The 15,057-nt window shown below is 72.4% G+C and carries 11 protein-coding genes and 1 tRNA gene; 5 read left to right on the top strand and 7 right to left on the bottom strand.

What is annotated here, in order from left to right; all coding sequences use genetic code 11:
* Window positions 1-101: 101 nt before the first annotated feature.
* The 4 genes from A6A06_RS38740 to A6A06_RS38725 all read right to left on the bottom strand — a co-directional run bounded on the left by A6A06_RS38740 (window position 102) and on the right by A6A06_RS38725 (window position 3,665).
* On the bottom strand, window positions 102-1,076 hold the full coding sequence (locus A6A06_RS38740; RefSeq protein ID WP_073768658.1) for a ribose-phosphate diphosphokinase: 975 nt from the start codon (window positions 1,074-1,076) through the stop codon (window positions 102-104).
* 70 nt (window positions 1,077-1,146) lie between these two features.
* Window positions 1,147-2,604: a bifunctional UDP-N-acetylglucosamine diphosphorylase/glucosamine-1-phosphate N-acetyltransferase GlmU gene (gene glmU, locus A6A06_RS38735; RefSeq protein ID WP_073768656.1), complete on the bottom strand. Its 1,458-nt coding sequence runs from the start codon at window positions 2,602-2,604 to the stop codon at window positions 1,147-1,149.
* A 111-nt stretch (window positions 2,605-2,715) separates the two neighbouring features.
* A tRNA-Gln gene (locus tag A6A06_RS38730) sits at window positions 2,716-2,787 on the bottom strand.
* 29 nt (window positions 2,788-2,816) lie between these two features.
* Entirely contained in the window at window positions 2,817-3,665 is an 849-nt protein-coding gene (locus A6A06_RS38725; RefSeq protein ID WP_073768654.1) for a hypothetical protein, read from the bottom strand.
* A 156-nt stretch (window positions 3,666-3,821) separates the two neighbouring features.
* Here A6A06_RS38725 and A6A06_RS38720 point away from each other — a divergent pair, with 156 nt between their 5' ends.
* Complete coding sequence (locus tag A6A06_RS38720) at window positions 3,822-5,291, top strand: sensor histidine kinase (RefSeq protein WP_079194644.1); 1,470 nt, start codon at window positions 3,822-3,824, stop codon at window positions 5,289-5,291.
* 112 nt (window positions 5,292-5,403) lie between these two features.
* Here the strand turns inward: A6A06_RS38720 and A6A06_RS38715 are convergent, their stop codons facing one another.
* Window positions 5,404-5,982, bottom strand: coding sequence for an SUKH-3 domain-containing protein (locus A6A06_RS38715; RefSeq protein WP_073768650.1), 579 nt, complete (start codon window positions 5,980-5,982; stop codon window positions 5,404-5,406).
* Between the two features lie 8 nt (window positions 5,983-5,990).
* Window positions 5,991-6,503, bottom strand: a complete 513-nt coding sequence (locus A6A06_RS38710; RefSeq protein ID WP_073768636.1) for a YwqJ-related putative deaminase — start codon at window positions 6,501-6,503, stop codon at window positions 5,991-5,993.
* A gap of 318 nt (window positions 6,504-6,821) precedes the next feature.
* Between A6A06_RS38710 and A6A06_RS43670 the strand changes: the two genes are divergently transcribed.
* The 4 genes from A6A06_RS43670 (at window position 6,822) to A6A06_RS38690 (ending at window position 12,936) form a co-directional block, all read left to right on the top strand.
* Complete coding sequence (locus tag A6A06_RS43670) at window positions 6,822-7,829, top strand: SMI1/KNR4 family protein (protein WP_073768634.1); 1,008 nt, start codon at window positions 6,822-6,824, stop codon at window positions 7,827-7,829.
* A gap of 6 nt (window positions 7,830-7,835) precedes the next feature.
* Entirely contained in the window at window positions 7,836-10,418 is a 2,583-nt protein-coding gene (locus A6A06_RS38700; RefSeq protein WP_073768632.1) for an SUKH-4 family immunity protein, read from the top strand.
* A gap of 78 nt (window positions 10,419-10,496) precedes the next feature.
* On the top strand, window positions 10,497-11,558 hold the full coding sequence (locus A6A06_RS38695) for an LCP family protein (RefSeq protein WP_443333827.1): 1,062 nt from the start codon (window positions 10,497-10,499) through the stop codon (window positions 11,556-11,558).
* 109 nt (window positions 11,559-11,667) lie between these two features.
* On the top strand, window positions 11,668-12,936 hold the full coding sequence (locus tag A6A06_RS38690; RefSeq protein ID WP_242441163.1) for a cellulose-binding protein: 1,269 nt from the start codon (window positions 11,668-11,670) through the stop codon (window positions 12,934-12,936).
* A 65-nt stretch (window positions 12,937-13,001) separates the two neighbouring features.
* Here A6A06_RS38690 and A6A06_RS38685 read toward each other — a convergent pair whose 3' ends face one another.
* Entirely contained in the window at window positions 13,002-14,756 is a 1,755-nt protein-coding gene (locus tag A6A06_RS38685; protein ID WP_242441162.1) for an MFS transporter, read from the bottom strand.
* Window positions 14,757-15,057 lie beyond the last annotated feature (301 nt).

The following is a 15,057-nucleotide window of genomic DNA, read 5'->3' as shown; positions in this document are numbered from 1 at the left end:
AAGTGCGGCCTCCCTCGCCGAGCAACTCCGTGAGTCTACCCGGCGGGGAGGCCGCCCCCAAAGTCGATCTCCGCAAGCCCCTCAGAGCCGCGGAATCCGGCTCACTGCTCCTCGAAGAGGCTGGTCACCGAGCCGTCCTCGAAGACCTCACGCATCGCCCGCGCGATCGTCGGCGCCATCGACAGCACCGTGATCTTGTCCAGCTCCAGCTCGGACGGGGTGGGCAGGGTGTTCGTGAAGACGAACTCGCTGACCTTCGAGTTCTTCAGGCGGTCCGCCGCCGGACCCGACAGGATGCCGTGCGTGGCCGTCACGATGACGTCCGCGGCACCGTTCGCGAACAGCGCGTCCGCCGCGGCGCAGATCGTGCCACCGGTGTCGATCATGTCGTCGACCAGGACGCAGACCCGGTCCTTGACCTCGCCGACGACCTCGTGGACGGTGACCTGGTTCGCCACGTCCTTGTCCCGGCGCTTGTGCACGATCGCCAGCGGCGCGTCCAGCCGGTCGCACCAGCGGTCCGCGACCCGCACCCGGCCCGCGTCCGGCGAGACCACCGTCAGCTTCTCGCGGTCCACCTTGGCGCCCACGTAGTCCGCGAGGACCGGCAGGGCGAACAGGTGGTCCACCGGGCCGTCGAAGAAGCCCTGGATCTGGTCGGTGTGCAGGTCGACCGTGACGATCCGGTCGGCACCCGCGCACTTCAGCAGATCCGCGATCAGACGGGCCGAGATCGGCTCGCGGCCGCGGTGCTTCTTGTCCTGGCGGGCGTACCCGTACGACGGGATGACCACGGTGATGCTGCGGGCCGAGGCCCGCTTCAGCGCATCGATCATGATCAACTGTTCCATGATCCACTTGTTGATGGGAGCCGTGTGGCTCTGCATCAAGAAGCAGTCCGCACCACGCGCCGACTCCTGGTAACGGACATAGATCTCTCCGTTGGCGAAGTCGAACGCCTTGGTCGGGACCAGCCCGACACCCAGCTGGTGGGCGACCTCCTCAGCCAGCTCGGGGTGGGCGCGGCCGGAGAAGAGCATCAGCTTCTTCTCGCCGGTCGTCTTGATCCCGGTCACAGCAAATCTCCTCAGATCCTGTTTGCGTGCGCTTATCACGGTACGCCCCGCACGGCGCACCCGAGCACGATCACTGCTCGCCGTCGGACTCCCGACCGGCGGCAGACGCGGCCTGCGCGGCGGCGCTTCCGGGGCGCTTACGGGCGACCCAGCCCTCGATATTCCGCTGCTGGCCGCGCGCGACCGCCAGCGAACCCGAAGGCACATCCTTGGTGATGACCGAGCCGGCAGCGGTGTACGCACCGTCCCCGACCGTGACAGGAGCCACAAACATGTTGTCCGAACCGGTCTTGCAGTGCGACCCGATCGTCGTGTGATGCTTCGACTCACCGTCGTAGTTCACGAACACGCTCGCCGCACCGATGTTGGTGAACTCACCGATCGTCGCGTCACCCACGTACGACAGATGCGGCACCTTCGTGCCCTCACCGATCTTCGCGTTCTTCATCTCCACGTACGTACCGGCCTTCGCCTTCGGCCCCAGATCCGTACCCGGACGCAGATACGCGTACGGACCCACACTCGCCCCCGGACCGACCTTCGCGCCGTCCGCGACCGTGAACGACACCGTCGCGCCCTCGCCGACCGACGTGTCCTTCAGCCGCGCGTCCGGACCCACCTCCGCGTGCGCCGCCACATGCGTACCGCCCAGCAGCTGCGTACCCGGGTGCACCGTCGCGTCCGCCTCGAACGTCACCGACACGTCCACCCACGTCGTCGCCGGATCCACGACCGTCACACCCGCCAGCATCGCCCGGGTCAGCAGCCGCTCGTTCAGCAGCCGGCGCGCCTCCGCGAGCTGCACACGGTTGTTGATCCCCAGGATCTCCCGGTGGTCGTCCGCCACCGCGGCACCGACCCGGTGACCGGCCTCGCGCAGAATCCCCAGCACGTCCGTGAGGTACTCCTCACCCTGGCTGTTGTCCGTACGCACCTTGCCCAGCGCGTCGGTCAGCAGCTGCGCGTCGAACGCGAACACCCCGGAGTTGATCTCACGGATCGCGCGCTGCGCGTCCGTGGCGTCCTTGTGCTCGACGATCTCGGTGACCGCACCGGTGTTCTCGTCCCGCACGATCCGGCCGTACCCGGTGGAGTCCGGGACCTCGGCCGACAGCACGGTGACGGCGTTGCCGTCGGCGGCGTGGGTGTCGCCCAGCTTCTTCAGGGTCTCGCCGGTCAGCAGCGGGGTGTCGCCACAGACGACGATCACGGTGCCGTCGAGGGTGACACCGCCGTCACCCAGCTCCTCCAGGCCCATCCGGACCGCGTGGCCGGTGCCGTTCTGCTCGTGCTGGACGGCGGTGCGCACGTCCGCGTCGATCTCGGCGAGATGCCCGCCGACCTGCTCACGGGCGTGGCCCACGACCACGACGAGGTGCTCGGGGTCCAGCTCGCGGGAGGCGGCGACGACGTGCCCCACGAGGGAGCGGCCGCAGATCGCGTGCAGGACCTTCGGAGTCGACGACTTCATGCGGGTGCCCTCACCCGCTGCGAGAACGACGACGGCGGCCGGGCGGTTGGCGCTCACGGGATGCCCTTCGGCTTCTTCGGGTGGTGGACACCCGAAGGATACCGGTGCGGTTTGCGGCCGAAACGCGGGCGGGTCCCGACCGGAGGTCGGGACCCGAACTTGCTTTTGCTCCCCTGCCAGGACTCGAACCCGGAACTATCGGACCAAAACCGACTGTGTTGCCGATTACACCACAGGGGAGTGTATAAGCGGCCAAACCGGACATTTCTTCAGGCTGTCCGCTTGGCACCCAACACTATGCCGTACCACCAGCCTTCGATGCGACGGTACAGATCGGCGGATCGCAGAACTCGGACCACCAGGCAGCCGCGATAACCCTCGCCCACGTTCTTGCGGACCGTTTTCGGGTTGTGCTTCTTCAGTGTCGTTCTGGCGAGGACGGTGACGTCGATCCCGACCAGGTCCGCCCAGTGGCGTTCGGCGGCGCCGATGTCGGCCGACTCGTGGATCTGGACGCGGAACTGCATGCGCTCCGGCGTTACCCCGAGGAGCGAGAGCCACGCGACGAATACCTGGATCATGCCCGGGTCGCTGTTGACGAAGGTCGCGCGTTCCTGGGGGCTGTGCGGCTTGCTCTTGCTGCCCTCGGACCAGTAGAGCCCCACCCCGACAAGGAACAGCTCGCGATCACTCATGGTGCCGATCTCGTCGGTCGCGGCACGTTTCGTCTGCTGCCGCTCCTCGTCGCGGCGGCGCAGCGTCGCCTCCCAGCCGCGTTTGGCGATGGCGGACGCCTGCTCGGGGGTGCGCCTGGGCGGCCTGGGCATGTCCCGTACCCATAGGGAGATGGAGCTCTTCGACACTCCCAGTTCGACCTGGATCTCGTCATACGTCATCCCCTCCCCCCGAAGCTCCCGCGCCCGTGCTCGTACGTCGTCCTTCGCGTTCGGGCGGTGGGTCCAGTCCGGGGGTGGTTCGCCTTCCAGGAGGCGGTTGAGGATGTCGTTGTTGTGGACGTGTAAGCGGTCGCGGATCTGGCGGCGGCTCAGGCCGGCTCGGCGGAGGGTGACGGCCTGGTCGCGCAGGGACTCGAAGTCCGTTCGTGTGTGGTGGTGCATGAGGTCAGGTTCGGGCCGGGCGGTGTACGGAGGAGCCGAAAATGTGGACGATTCAATAGTTCGAGGGAAAAGGGTGGGTACCGGCCCGTAACGGTGCACTCGCGTGCAGGAGCGCGCGACGGAAAAACGGTCGCGGGCGCCCGTAGGCTGGTTGGTATGACCACAACGGGGGCAATCGAAGCAACGGGTGCGAGGGGCGCGCCCGCCGGGCCGTGGTGGTGGCCGCGGCGGCGGAGTGCCGTGCTGGATGTGTCGCTGGCTGTCGTCTCGACGCTGGAGACCGTGTTCGAGGGGCTGGATTTCGCGGGGGACGCGGGGCTGCCGTCGTGGACGGGGCTGCTGCTCGGTCTGGTGGTGGGTCCGGTGCTGCTGTTGCGGCGCCGCTGGTCGGTGGCCGTGGTGCTGGTGTCGATCGCGGTGACGCCGGCGCAGATGGGCGGGCTGCTGGGCGTGGTCGGCCTGTATTCGCTGGCGGTCTCGGACGCGCCGCGGCGGGTGATGGGGCTGCTGGCGGGGATGTCGGTGGTCGGGACGCTGGTGTCCAGTGCCTTCACCATCCGGCAGGACGTGGGGGGCGTGCCCGATTTCAATCCGCCGACGTGGTTCGTGCTGGTGATGGCGGCGGCGGTGGCGCTGGTCGTGACGGCGCCGCCGGTGTTGTGGGGGTTGTACGTCGGTGCCCGGCGGCGGCTGGTGGAGAGTCTGCGGGAGCGGGCGGACGGGCTGGAGCGGGAGCTGTCGTTGCTGGCCGACCGGGCCGAGGAGCGGGCGGAGTGGGCCCGTAACGAGGAGCGGACGCGGATCGCGCGGGAGATGCACGACGTGGTGGCGCACCGGGTGAGCCTGATGGTGGTGCATGCGGCGGCGTTGCAGGCGGTGGCGTTGAAGGATCCGGAGAAGGCGTCGCGGAACGCGGTGCTGGTGGGGGACATGGGGCGGCAGGCGCTGACGGAGTTGCGGGAGATGCTGGGGGTGCTGCGGACGGCGGAGGGTGCGTCGGGCCGGTCGTCGGGGCCGGTGTCGGGCGAGCCGGAGCGGCTGGTGGCGGTGGCGTCGAAGGTGAAGGCGAAGGCGGCGGCCGAGGGGGCGCGGGAGCCTGGTGACGTGGGTGGTGCGGGGGTGCGGTCGGAGGTGTCCGTGCGGGTGGCGGAGGCCGGGGCGGAGTCCGGTGGGCCGGTGCGGGGTGGTGCCGTGGTGGTGACGGCGGAGTCGGAGAGCGAGGGGCCTTCGCTGGCGGAGCTGGGGGATCTGGTGGGCCAGTCGCGGGCGGCCGGGATGGCGGTGGAGCTGTCGGTGGACGGCGCGGCCGGGGAGGGCGGTTATCCGCCGGGGGTGGAGCAGACGGTGTACCGGGTGGTGCAGGAGGCGCTGACGAACGTGCACAAGCATGCGCCGGGTGCGCGGGCGCGGGTGCGGCTGGCGCATCGTGAGGGTGAGGTCGCGGTGCAGGTGGAGAACGGTCCGTCGGAGCGGGGTGCGGCGGATGTGGGGTTGCCGAGTGGCGGTAACGGCCTGGTGGGCATGCGGGAGCGGGTGTCCGGGCTGGGCGGGGTGTTCGTGTCGGGTGCCACGGAGGCGGGCGGTTTCCGGGTGTCGGCGGTGCTGCCCGGGTGGCAGGGGGAGTAGGGGCGCTTCGGGACACCTCGGCGCCGGGGTGCGGGGACGCCCGGTGGCGGTTCGGCTCTCCGGCGCAGGGAAGCGGGGACGCCCGGTGGCGGTGCGGCTCTCCGGCGCCGGTTCAGCTGTCTTCCGTGCCTGCCGGGCCGAGGCGGGTGGGGCGGGTGCCGAGGACGAGGGTGCTCAGGGCCTGGTCGATGTCGGCGCCGAGGTACCAGTCGCCGGTGTGGTCGAGGCTGTAGACGCGGCCTTCGGTGTCGATGGCGAGGACGGCCTGGCCGCCGGCTTCCTGGCCGAGGGGGGCGACGTCGGTTTCCAGGGCGCGGCCGAGGTCGCCGAGGGTGCGGGCGAGGTGGAGGCCGTGCAGGGGGTCGAGGGTGAAGGGGGTGGGGGCGATGTGCCGTCCGGGGCCGGTGGGGACGATGTCCAGTCCGCCGAATTCGGCCCAGGCCTCGACGGCGGCGGGGAAGACGGTGTGCCGGTGTCCGGCGGGGGAGGCGTGGGCGCGCAGGGCGTCGGCCCAGTGTTCGGCCTGCTGTATGTCCCAGCGTCCGGTGCGCCAGCCGGCGTCCTGGAGGGCGGCGTCGACGGCGACGGGGAAGCGGGTGGCCGAGGTCCGGTCGTAGGAGTCGTAGACCGGGGCGACGGGCGCGGCGGAGGCCGGGGCGGCGGAGTCCGCGGACGGTGCGGTGGGGGGCATGGTGCGGGTCAGCTCCCTGCGGGCGTTCCGATGGGCATGACGCCGAAGAAGGCGATGAGGGCGTCGCAGGAGCGACAGGGGGGAGCGTAGCTGCCGTGCAGGGGGTCGCCGTCCTCGCGGATGTGCCGGGCGGTGATTTTGGAGTGTTTGAGGGAGCGGCGGGCTTCGCCGTTGGTGAGGGGTTTCCGGGAGGCGCGTTTGCCGCGGTTGGCTTCGACGGCGGTGAGGTGGCGGCTGAGCAGGACGGCTTCGGGGCAGCGGCCGGTGAAGCGTTCGCGCTGGGCGGTGGGGAGGGTGTCGAGGAAGTCCTGGACGAGGTGGTGGAGCGCGGGGGGCTGTTCGGCTTTGCTCGCGGTGCAGGTGAGGGTGCGTCCGCGTACGGACAGGGCGGCGCCGACGGTGGGGAGGATGCCGTCGCGGCGGTGGTGGAGGGCAGGCGGACGGTCGTCGTCGGCGGTGCCGCTCCAGCCGACGCGGGGGTCGCCCGCGGTGGCGGTGTTGTGGTGTGCGGTGGTGCGCATGGTCAGTGCTTTTCCCTCCCCGAATCCCCGGGACGCCGGAGGTCCCCCGCAAGGGTAGGGGGAGGGTCAGCCTGCCAAATGCCCCGGGTGTTGGGGAAGTCGGGTGTGCTGTCGGTGATGTCACGGTTGTGTCCGTGTCCGGTACCGGTCCGGTGGGGGGTGGCGGACGGGTGTGCGGTGGGGGCGTGCGGTGAAGTGGCTGTGGGGCGGGGGTTGTTGGGCCGGGGGCGGTGGGTGGGCGGTTGACGTGGGCGGGGGAGCCGGTTGCGGCACGGCATAGGCTGTGTCCAGTAGCCGGATCAGCCAGGGAGCACCGCCATGACGTCAGGTCGGCACGGGCTGGGGGCACCTTCGGGCCTTCAGGCCGCGGGCCACGCCGCGCCACCGAATACGGCCTATGCCGGGCAGGTGGTGCATTTCCCGGATCCGGTGCGCGCCGCGCGGTATCCCCGTGGGGTGCCGGTGGACGGGCGTGGTTTTCCGGATTTCTCGTCGTATGCGCGGGCGGCCGCGGAGATCGCGGAGCCGCCGGAGGGTTTCGGCGTGGACGAGTTGCGGCTGACGGACTATGTGTCGGCGAACGTCGCGTTGCACGCGCAGGGGCACGAGCTGTGGGAGGACGTGCCGTCGGTGGCGACGCCGCACGGCTGGACGTGGCATCACGTGGCGGGTACGCGGCGGATGGAGCTGGTGCCGGTCGAGGTGAAGGCGCTGCTGCGGCATCACGGTGGGCTGGCGACGGCCGCGGTGGATCACGGCAAGCGGGGGACGCGGCCGTTGCAGGACACCCGGCCGGTGCATTTCGGGCTGCCGCACCGGGACCTGTCGGTGGCGGAGGAGCAGGTGCGCCAGGCGGAGGAGGCGCTGGGGTACCGGTTGCCGGGTGCTTACCGTTCGTTCCTGAAGGCGGCGGGCGGCTGTGCGCCGGTGGGTGTGGGGCTGCACGCGGATCTGGGTCTGCTGGTGGACCAGCCGTTCTTCACGGTGCGGGACGAGGCCGCGATGAACGATCTGGTGTACGTCAACAAGTGTCTGCGGGACCACTTCACCAAGGATTTTCTGGGAGTGGGGTTCGTGCAGGGCGGTGTCATGGCGGTGCGGGTGCGCGGGGATGCGCCGGGTTCGGTGTGGTTCTGTGCGTACGACGACGCCCGGGACCGGGACGGCTGGCCGGTGCAGGAGCGGGCGGAGCAGTTGCTGTTGCCGTGCGGGGCGGATTTCGATGATTTCCTGCAGCAGTTGGCGGGGAGTCCGCCGGAGCTGGAGACGGTGGCGGGTCTGATGGTGGACGGCGGCTTCGCGCGTGTCGTTCCGGTGGAGGGGTGAGGCGCGGTGGTGACGTTCGCGCAGGCGCAGGAGCGTGCGGAGCGCTGGGTCAACGGTGAGGTGCCGGGGCCGTTCCAGCGTGAGGTGCGGGTGCGGGAGTTCGATCTGGGTTTCGTGGCCTGGGCGGAGGACCGTGCGGGAGGGCCGACCACGGACGGTGGCCGGGCCCGGCTGGTGATCGCGCGGGACAGCGGGGAGACGACGCTGTGGCCGGGGCTGCCGGTGGGTGAGGTGATCCGGCGGTACGAGGAGGAGTACGGCGCGGTGGCGGACGCCGCCGTGGCGGAGGCCGCGCCGCAGCGGATCGATCTGGAGGCGACGTCGTTCCTGTTGACGCCGCCGGAGTGGCTGCAGGAGGCGGCGGACCAGATCGGGATGGCGGACCGGCGGCCGGATGCGGGCCGGGGGGCGGGTTCGGGCCCGGCTTCGGGTTCGGGCACGGGTTCGGACGTATCGGATCAGGTTTCTTCCGTACCTGATCAGGTCCCTTCGGCGCCGGATCAGGTCCCCTCCGTGCAGGACGAGCCGGTCGACGCCGCGCCGTGGGCGGGTACGGACATCCGGGCGGACGAGGACGCGGACGACCGTTCGGTGGGGCTGCCCGCGACGGTCTTCGCGCCGCCGCTCGCCGGGTTCGACGACGAGGACGCGCCTTTGCCGGGTGCGGAGGCCGAGGCCGAGACGGAACTGATCGCGGGCGGCTACCGGTTGCCGCGGACGATGATGGCGCAGCCGGTGGACGGGCCGGGGCCCACCGGGCCGGTGGACGCGGCCGGGCCGCTCCCCGGCGATGCGGACGGTGCGGGGCTGGCCGAGCTGCCGCCGCCGTCCGGGCCGCCGATCGCCGATGTGCCGCCGCCCCCTGCGTACGCGGGGCCCGCCAGCGGGCCGGGTGCGGCGGAGGGGCCCGGTGCGCCGCCTCCGCCGCCGTCCGCGCCGCCGGGGGGTGGCCCGGACGAGGCCGCGCCGCCCGCCGCCGCTCCGGCCGGGGGGTACGTTCCGACGCAGTTCGTCTCGCAGCTCGACGCGGACCAGGTGGATCTCAGCGCCGTGGACGGCCCGGACCCGGCTGCCGCCGGAGCGGACCAGGGTCCGCCCGCGCCGCCGTCCGGTGCTCCCGGTTGTGGTGTGCACGCGGCGGCGACGATGCTGGCCGGTGGTGCGGTGCTCGCGTCGGACGCGGCGGGTGCCGGTGGTCCGGGTGGCCCCGGCGTGCCGCCGCCCGTCGCGCCCCCGGGCGGGCCGCCCGGTCCGCCCGGCCCGCCCGGTGCTCCGAAGGCTCCTGGTGTGCCCGGCAAGCCGACGGCGTCCGGTGACGCGGGCGGCCCGCCGCCGCCTCCGTCCGCCCCTCCGGCCGCGCCGCCGTCCGGTGGTCCCGGTGGCGGTGTGCATGCGGCGGCGACGATGCTGGCCGACGGTGCGGGCGGTCCGGCCGTGCCGGGCCCGGGTGCGCAGCCGCCTGCCGTTCCGGGCCCGCCCGCGTCCGGTCCGCCTGCCGCTCCGGGCCCGCCCGCGTCCGGCCCGGTCGCGCAGCCGCCCGCCGCGCCGCCGGCCTCCGGCTCGTACGGCTATCCGCAGGCGCCGCCGTCCGGGCAGCCGACCGTCGGTCCCGGCTACATGGCCGTACTGAGCTACCGCGCGCCGGACGGGTCGGAGCAGAAGATCGTGCGGCGGTCCGCGCCGGGCACCCCGCATCCGGAGTGGCAGCTGCTGCACGAGCTGCGCGGTATGAACATCCCGCCGCAGCAGGTGCTGGAGCTGCACACGGAGCTGGAGTCGTGTGCCCTGCCGGGCGGGTACTGCGCGCGGATGGTCCGTGAGACGTGGCCGCAGGTGCGTATCAGCCATACCGCGGCGTACGGGACGGAGCACGCCTCGCGTCAGCAGGGTGTGCGGCATCTGGTGGAGCACCAGGGTGAGTTGCACCAGGTGGCGGACGGTCCGGCGCGGCCTGCGCCGGTGCGGGCGCCGTTGCCGCATCCGTCCCAGGTGCAGCCGGTGCCGCCGGTGCCGCCGCAGGTGTTCGGGCAGGAGCTGGAGCAGTCGTTCGGCCCGCAGGGTGTCTTCCGTTTCGACCAGCGGGCGGTGTCCCGGCACGGGGTGCCGGAGGTGGTGGCGCAGACGCTGGTGTGGGCGGGGCTGCCGGTGGACTTCGGGCCGTTCTTCTGGGCGCAGGCGCAGCCGGGCCGTCCGGTGCCGACGCTGGCGGAGCTGGCGGCGGAGCGCGGGGTGCGGCCGGCGGCCGACGCGGGGTCGTACCTGGTCATGGGCAACGACTTCGGCCGGCAGCTGTGTGTGCAGTACGGGACGGCGCACATCGTGGCGGTGCCGTTGGACGGTGCCGCGCAGGGGCCCGGCGGGCAGCCGGCGGTGCCGCAGTTCGTGAACAGCGGGCTGCCGGAGTTCGTGCGGTGCATGGCGATGCTGGGCCGGATGTGGCGGCTGCGGTACGGGCTGACGCCGGAGCAGGCGGGGCGCTGGACGGTGGACTTCCAGGCGCAGCTGGTGGCGCTGGACGCGCCGGCGCTGGGGTCGCCGGAGACGTGGTGGTCGGTGCTGCTCGAACAGATGTGGGACGGGCTGCTGTAGGGCACTGCCGGTACCGCCCGTGCCGCCTCCGGCGGCGCTCGACCTGCGGGACGGGCGGGTCGCCATGATCCTTCGTATATGGGTCAGCCGTCGTGGTCGTCGCAGCCTCCGTCGCCGGAGGGTACGTCGACGCTGTACCGGTCGGGGCGCGGGGGCCGCCGTCCGCGCGGCCGGCGGCGGCTGTCGTGGCCGAAGCGGATCGCGCTGGTGCTGCTGGTTCTGGTGGTGCTGGCGGTGGCGGGTGGTGTGGCGCTGTACGTCTGGGCGGGCGAGCAGGCGCGCCGTACCGACGCTGTCGCCGACTACACCGGCAGGCCGTCGCCGGGCAAGGGCACGAACTGGCTGCTGGTCGGTTCGGACAGCCGCGAGAGCCTCACGCCCGAGCAGCGGAAGCAGCTGCACGTCGGCAACGACCGGGGGCTGAACACCGACACGATCATGGTGCTGCACCACGGGGACAGCGGCCCCTACCTGGTGAGTCTGCCGCGGGACAGCTACGTGGCGGTGCCGGGCCACGGCCGGAACAAGGTGAACGTGGCGTTCGCCGAGGGCGGACCGAAGCTGCTGACCCGTACCGTGGAGCAGGCGACGGGGCTGCGGATCGAACGCTACGCCGAGGTGGATTTCCTGGGCTTCGTGAAGGTGGTGGACGCCCTCGGCGGGGTACGGATGTGCCTGGACAAACCGCTCAAGGATGAGAAGTCGGGTGCGGACTTCCGGGCGGGATGCCAGGAGATGGACGGAGTGCGGGCACTTGCGTACGTACGGGCGCGTTATACGGATCCGGAGGGTGACCTGGGCCGGGTCAGGCGGCAGCGGCAGCTGATCGGCGCGCTCGGCGACAAGATGCTCGGGGCCGGTGTGCTGCTCAACCCGTTCGCGCTGGTCCCGGCGCTGGACGCGGCGCTGTCGGCGCTGACGGTGGACCGGGAGGCGGGGGTGTTGGACCTGGCGCGCCTGGGCTGGTCGATGAAGAAGATCGCGGACGGGGCGGGTGCGGCGACCACCGTTCCGGTGGCGAACCCAGGGGTGAACCTGGGTGGTCTCGGTGATGTGGTGGAGTGGGACGAGCAGGGAGCGCGGCGGCTCTTCCAGGCGCTCCGTGAAGATGTCCCGATTCCGACTTCTGGCAACAATTGACGCATCCTTGGACGATGGAAAGGGGCGGAGTGTCGCGTAACGGTCGCTTCGAATCGATCCAGAAAGATGTGCGCGGAATCGCGCCGCACGTCGGAGAGGGGCTTGAGGGATGAGTGCATCGGTTTCGCCTCATGGGTTCGAGATCGTACGAGGACGTGGCTACCGTCCCGGGGATGTCGACCGCCGGGTGGAAGGGCTCTCGGTCGACCGGGACTCCTGCTGGGAGCGCGCCGCCCGGCTGACGGTCCTCGCCAACGAGATGACGGCCGAGCTGGCGGAGCTGCAGGAGTACGTACGGCAGCTGCCGCCGCAGACGTACGAGTCGCTGGGCGACCAGGCGCGGCTGATCCTGACGACGGCGGAGTCCGAGGCGGCGCGGCTGCGCACGGAGGCCGAGGAGGCTGCCGAGCGGGCGCGCGAGGAGGCCGAGGCGTACGGGCGGCAGATCCAGGAGGCCGCGGACCGGGCGTCGCAGGAGCTGCGGGACGAGACCGAGGACCGGGCGCGCCGTGCGGTCGAGGCGGCGTGGGCCGAGGCGGACGGCGCCGAGGCCGCGGCCGTCAAGGACGCCGGGCAGTGGCGGACCGCGGCCGCGGACGCGCTGCACGAGATGGAGCAGCGCACCACCGGGATGCTGCGGGAGCTGGACCAGGAGCAGACCGAGGAGTGGGAGGCGGCCGGCCGGGACCTCGCCGCGCAGGAGGCCGACCTCGAACAGCGGGTGGCGGAGCTGGAGGAGCTGGGCCGGGCCAGGGTCGCCGAGTCGGAGCGGCTCCTCGCGGAGGCCGAGGAGGCGGCGCGGCACCGCGACGAGGACGCCGAGGCGCGTGCGGCCGACCTGCTGGCGCAGGCCAGGGTCGAGGTGGAGCGGGTCGAGCGGGCCACCGAGCGGACGCTGCGTGAGCACGGGGAGCGGCGCGAGAAGGTGCGCGAGCACATGACGCACGTCCGCAACACGCTGGCGGCCCTGACGGGCAAGGCGCCGGACGAGGACGAGCCGGCGGCGGACGGCACGGCGGCCGAGGGCACCGGGGGCGCCGGGGATGCCGGGGATGCCGGGGATGCCGGGGACGCTGCTGTGGGTGCGGGGGCCACGACGAGTGCGGAAGGCGGCACGGTGCTGCTGGAGAAGGCCGGTGGCGCGGCGGAGGACGCGGCGGGTGCCGGGTCCGGTGAAGCCGCTGGAACGGGTGAAGCCGCGCAGGCCGTGGAAACCGCGCAGGCCGTGGAAACCGCGCAGGCCGGTACGGCCGGTGCGGTCGAGGAGGCCGCGGTGTCCGGTTCCGGCGCGGCGGCCGACACGCGCGCGCCGGTGGACCCCGACAACGAGGACACGCTGGAGACACAGCTGCCGCGGCTGCCCGGGGAACAGCAGTGATACGGGCCGCGAGCCCGGCGGGGACGGCGGCGGGAGCCGAGCGCCCTTCCCCGGCGGGCGCCCTGTCAGCCGTTGCCCCTGGCTGTCTCTGAGGCAGTCGCCGGGGCGGACTCTGAGGCAGTCGCCGGGGCGGTCTCTGAGGCAGTCGCCGGGGCGGTCTCTGAGGGAGTCGCTGCGGCGGCCTCTGAGACGGACGCTGCGGCAGTCTCTTTAAAGGGCGTACCGGTCTCTTTAAGGGGTGTGCCGGTCTCTTCAATGGGCGTACCCGACGCGTCGCCGGGCTCCCCGTGTACGGGGAAGCGGCGCGGTGCGAGCAGCAGCAGGATGAGGAAGGCGAGGCCGGCGGCGACGGCCGCTCCGATGTAGACGTGGTCGACGGTGGCGTCCACGGCACGCCGCAGGTAGTCGGCGGCGCGGTCGGTGAGGGTGCCCGCGCGGGCCAGGGCGTGCGAGACGGAGTCCAGGTCGCCGGGCAGGCCCGGCCGGATGTCGGCGGGGGCGGTGGCCAGGCGGCCGTTGAGGGTGGCGTTGGCGACGGCGCCGAAGAGGGCCGCGCCGACGCACTGGCCGACCTGGCGGCAGAAGAGGATCGAGGCGGTCGCGGTGCCGCGCTCCTCGAAGCCGACCGAGGACTGCACGCCGATGATCAGGGGCAGCTGGAAGATTCCGAGGGCGGCGCCGAGCGCGAACATGATCAGCGCGGGCTGCCAGGCGGCGCCCGGGTAGGGGAGCAGCGGGAAGGCGAGCAGCACCAGCGTGGCGGCGCCGATGCCGATCATGGAGCAGGCGCGGATGCCGACGCGGTTGTAGACGTGACTGCTCAGGGCGGAGGAGACCGGCCAGCTCAGGGTCATGGTGGACAGCACGAATCCGGCGGCGATGGGGCCGAGGCCCAGGACGGCCTGCGCGTAGGTGGGCAGGAAGACGGTCGGCGCGACCATGAGGAGTCCGACGGCGCCGAGCGCGAGGTTGACGGCCGAGATCGTACGGCGGCGCCAGACCCAGCCCGGGATGATCGGTTCGGCGGCGCGGCGTTCGATGAGGACGGTGGCGGTGGCGCACCCGGCGCTGCCCGCGAAGAGCAGCAGTGAGGGCGCGGAGAGCCAGGGCCAGACGACGCCGCCCTGGACGAGGGCGGTCAGCAGCAGGCCGCCGCAGGCGAAGATCGCGAGTGCGCCGGGCCAGTCGACGCGCGGGCGCCGGGTGCGCTCGCGCGCGGGCAGCGATTCGCGGAAGTGCCGTACGACGAGCCACAGGGCGAGGGCGCCCACCGGCAGGTTGACCAGGAAGATCCAGCGCCAGTCGGCGTACGCGGCGAGCAGGCCGCCGAGGGCGGGCCCGGCGACCGAGGAGGTCGCCCAGACGGTGGACAGCTTGGCCTGGATCTTGGGGCGTTCCTTCATCGGGTAGAGGTCGGCGGCGACGGTCTGGACGGTGCCCTGGAGAGCGCCGCCGCCGAGCCCCTGAAGGATGCGGAAGGCGATGAGGGAGGCCATGTTCCAGGCGGTCGCGCACAGCAGCGACCCGGCGAGGAAGATGATCACGCCGGTGACGAGGATGGGCTTGCGGCCGAAGGTGTCGGAGAGCTTGCCGTAGACGGGCAGGGTGACGGTGACGGCGAGCAGGTAGCCCGAGAAGAGCCAGGAGAAGACGGCGAAGCCGCCGAGGTCACCGACGATCTGCGGGACGGCGGTGGCGATGATGGTGGAGTCGAGGGCGGCGAGCGCCATACAGAGCATCAGGGCGGCGACGACGCGGCCGCGCTTGGCCGGGGCGGCCGTGCGGGGCGCCGGGGGTATGGGCGGGTCCGCCGGGGCCACGGGAGGGTCCGCCGGGGGTAAGGGGGCATCCGCCGGGGATAAGGGAGTATCCGCCGCGGGCGCGGGAGCGTCCGCCGGGGAAACGGCGCCCCCGCCCTCACCCCGTCTCCGGTCCGCCGCCCCGTCCGGCCGCTCACTCGTGTCCTGACCCGGTCCCCTGCTGCTGTGGCTCACGTGCCCCCCTCGGCTATTGCGTGTACGTAACACCCTTCCATGGGGGCGCGCCGACCGGAACCGCGCTTCGCGCCTGCCCCGGCCCGGGGGATGGGGCGAGTGGAACGCGGGTGTCAGCAGGGAGTCG

The organism is Streptomyces sp. CB02923 (assembly GCF_001905005.1).
GTDB lineage: Bacteria > Actinomycetota > Actinomycetes > Streptomycetales > Streptomycetaceae > Streptomyces.
The sequence above is the reverse complement of the archived record's forward strand: the minus strand, read 5'-3'. Positions and strand labels throughout refer to the sequence as shown.

Coding starts and splice junctions, on each gene's coding strand:
- A6A06_RS38725 (WP_073768654.1), bottom strand. CDS start 3,665: ATGCACCACCACACACGAACGGACTTCGAGTCCCTGCGCGACCAGGCC.
- A6A06_RS38720 (WP_079194644.1), top strand. CDS start 3,822: ATGACCACAACGGGGGCAATCGAAGCAACGGGTGCGAGGGGCGCGCCC.
- A6A06_RS38715 (WP_073768650.1), bottom strand. CDS start 5,982: ATGCCCCCCACCGCACCGTCCGCGGACTCCGCCGCCCCGGCCTCCGCC.
- A6A06_RS38710 (WP_073768636.1), bottom strand. CDS start 6,503: ATGCGCACCACCGCACACCACAACACCGCCACCGCGGGCGACCCCCGC.
- A6A06_RS43670 (WP_073768634.1), top strand. CDS start 6,822: ATGACGTCAGGTCGGCACGGGCTGGGGGCACCTTCGGGCCTTCAGGCC.
- A6A06_RS38695 (WP_443333827.1), top strand. CDS start 10,497: ATGGGTCAGCCGTCGTGGTCGTCGCAGCCTCCGTCGCCGGAGGGTACG.
- A6A06_RS38690 (WP_242441163.1), top strand. CDS start 11,668: ATGAGTGCATCGGTTTCGCCTCATGGGTTCGAGATCGTACGAGGACGT.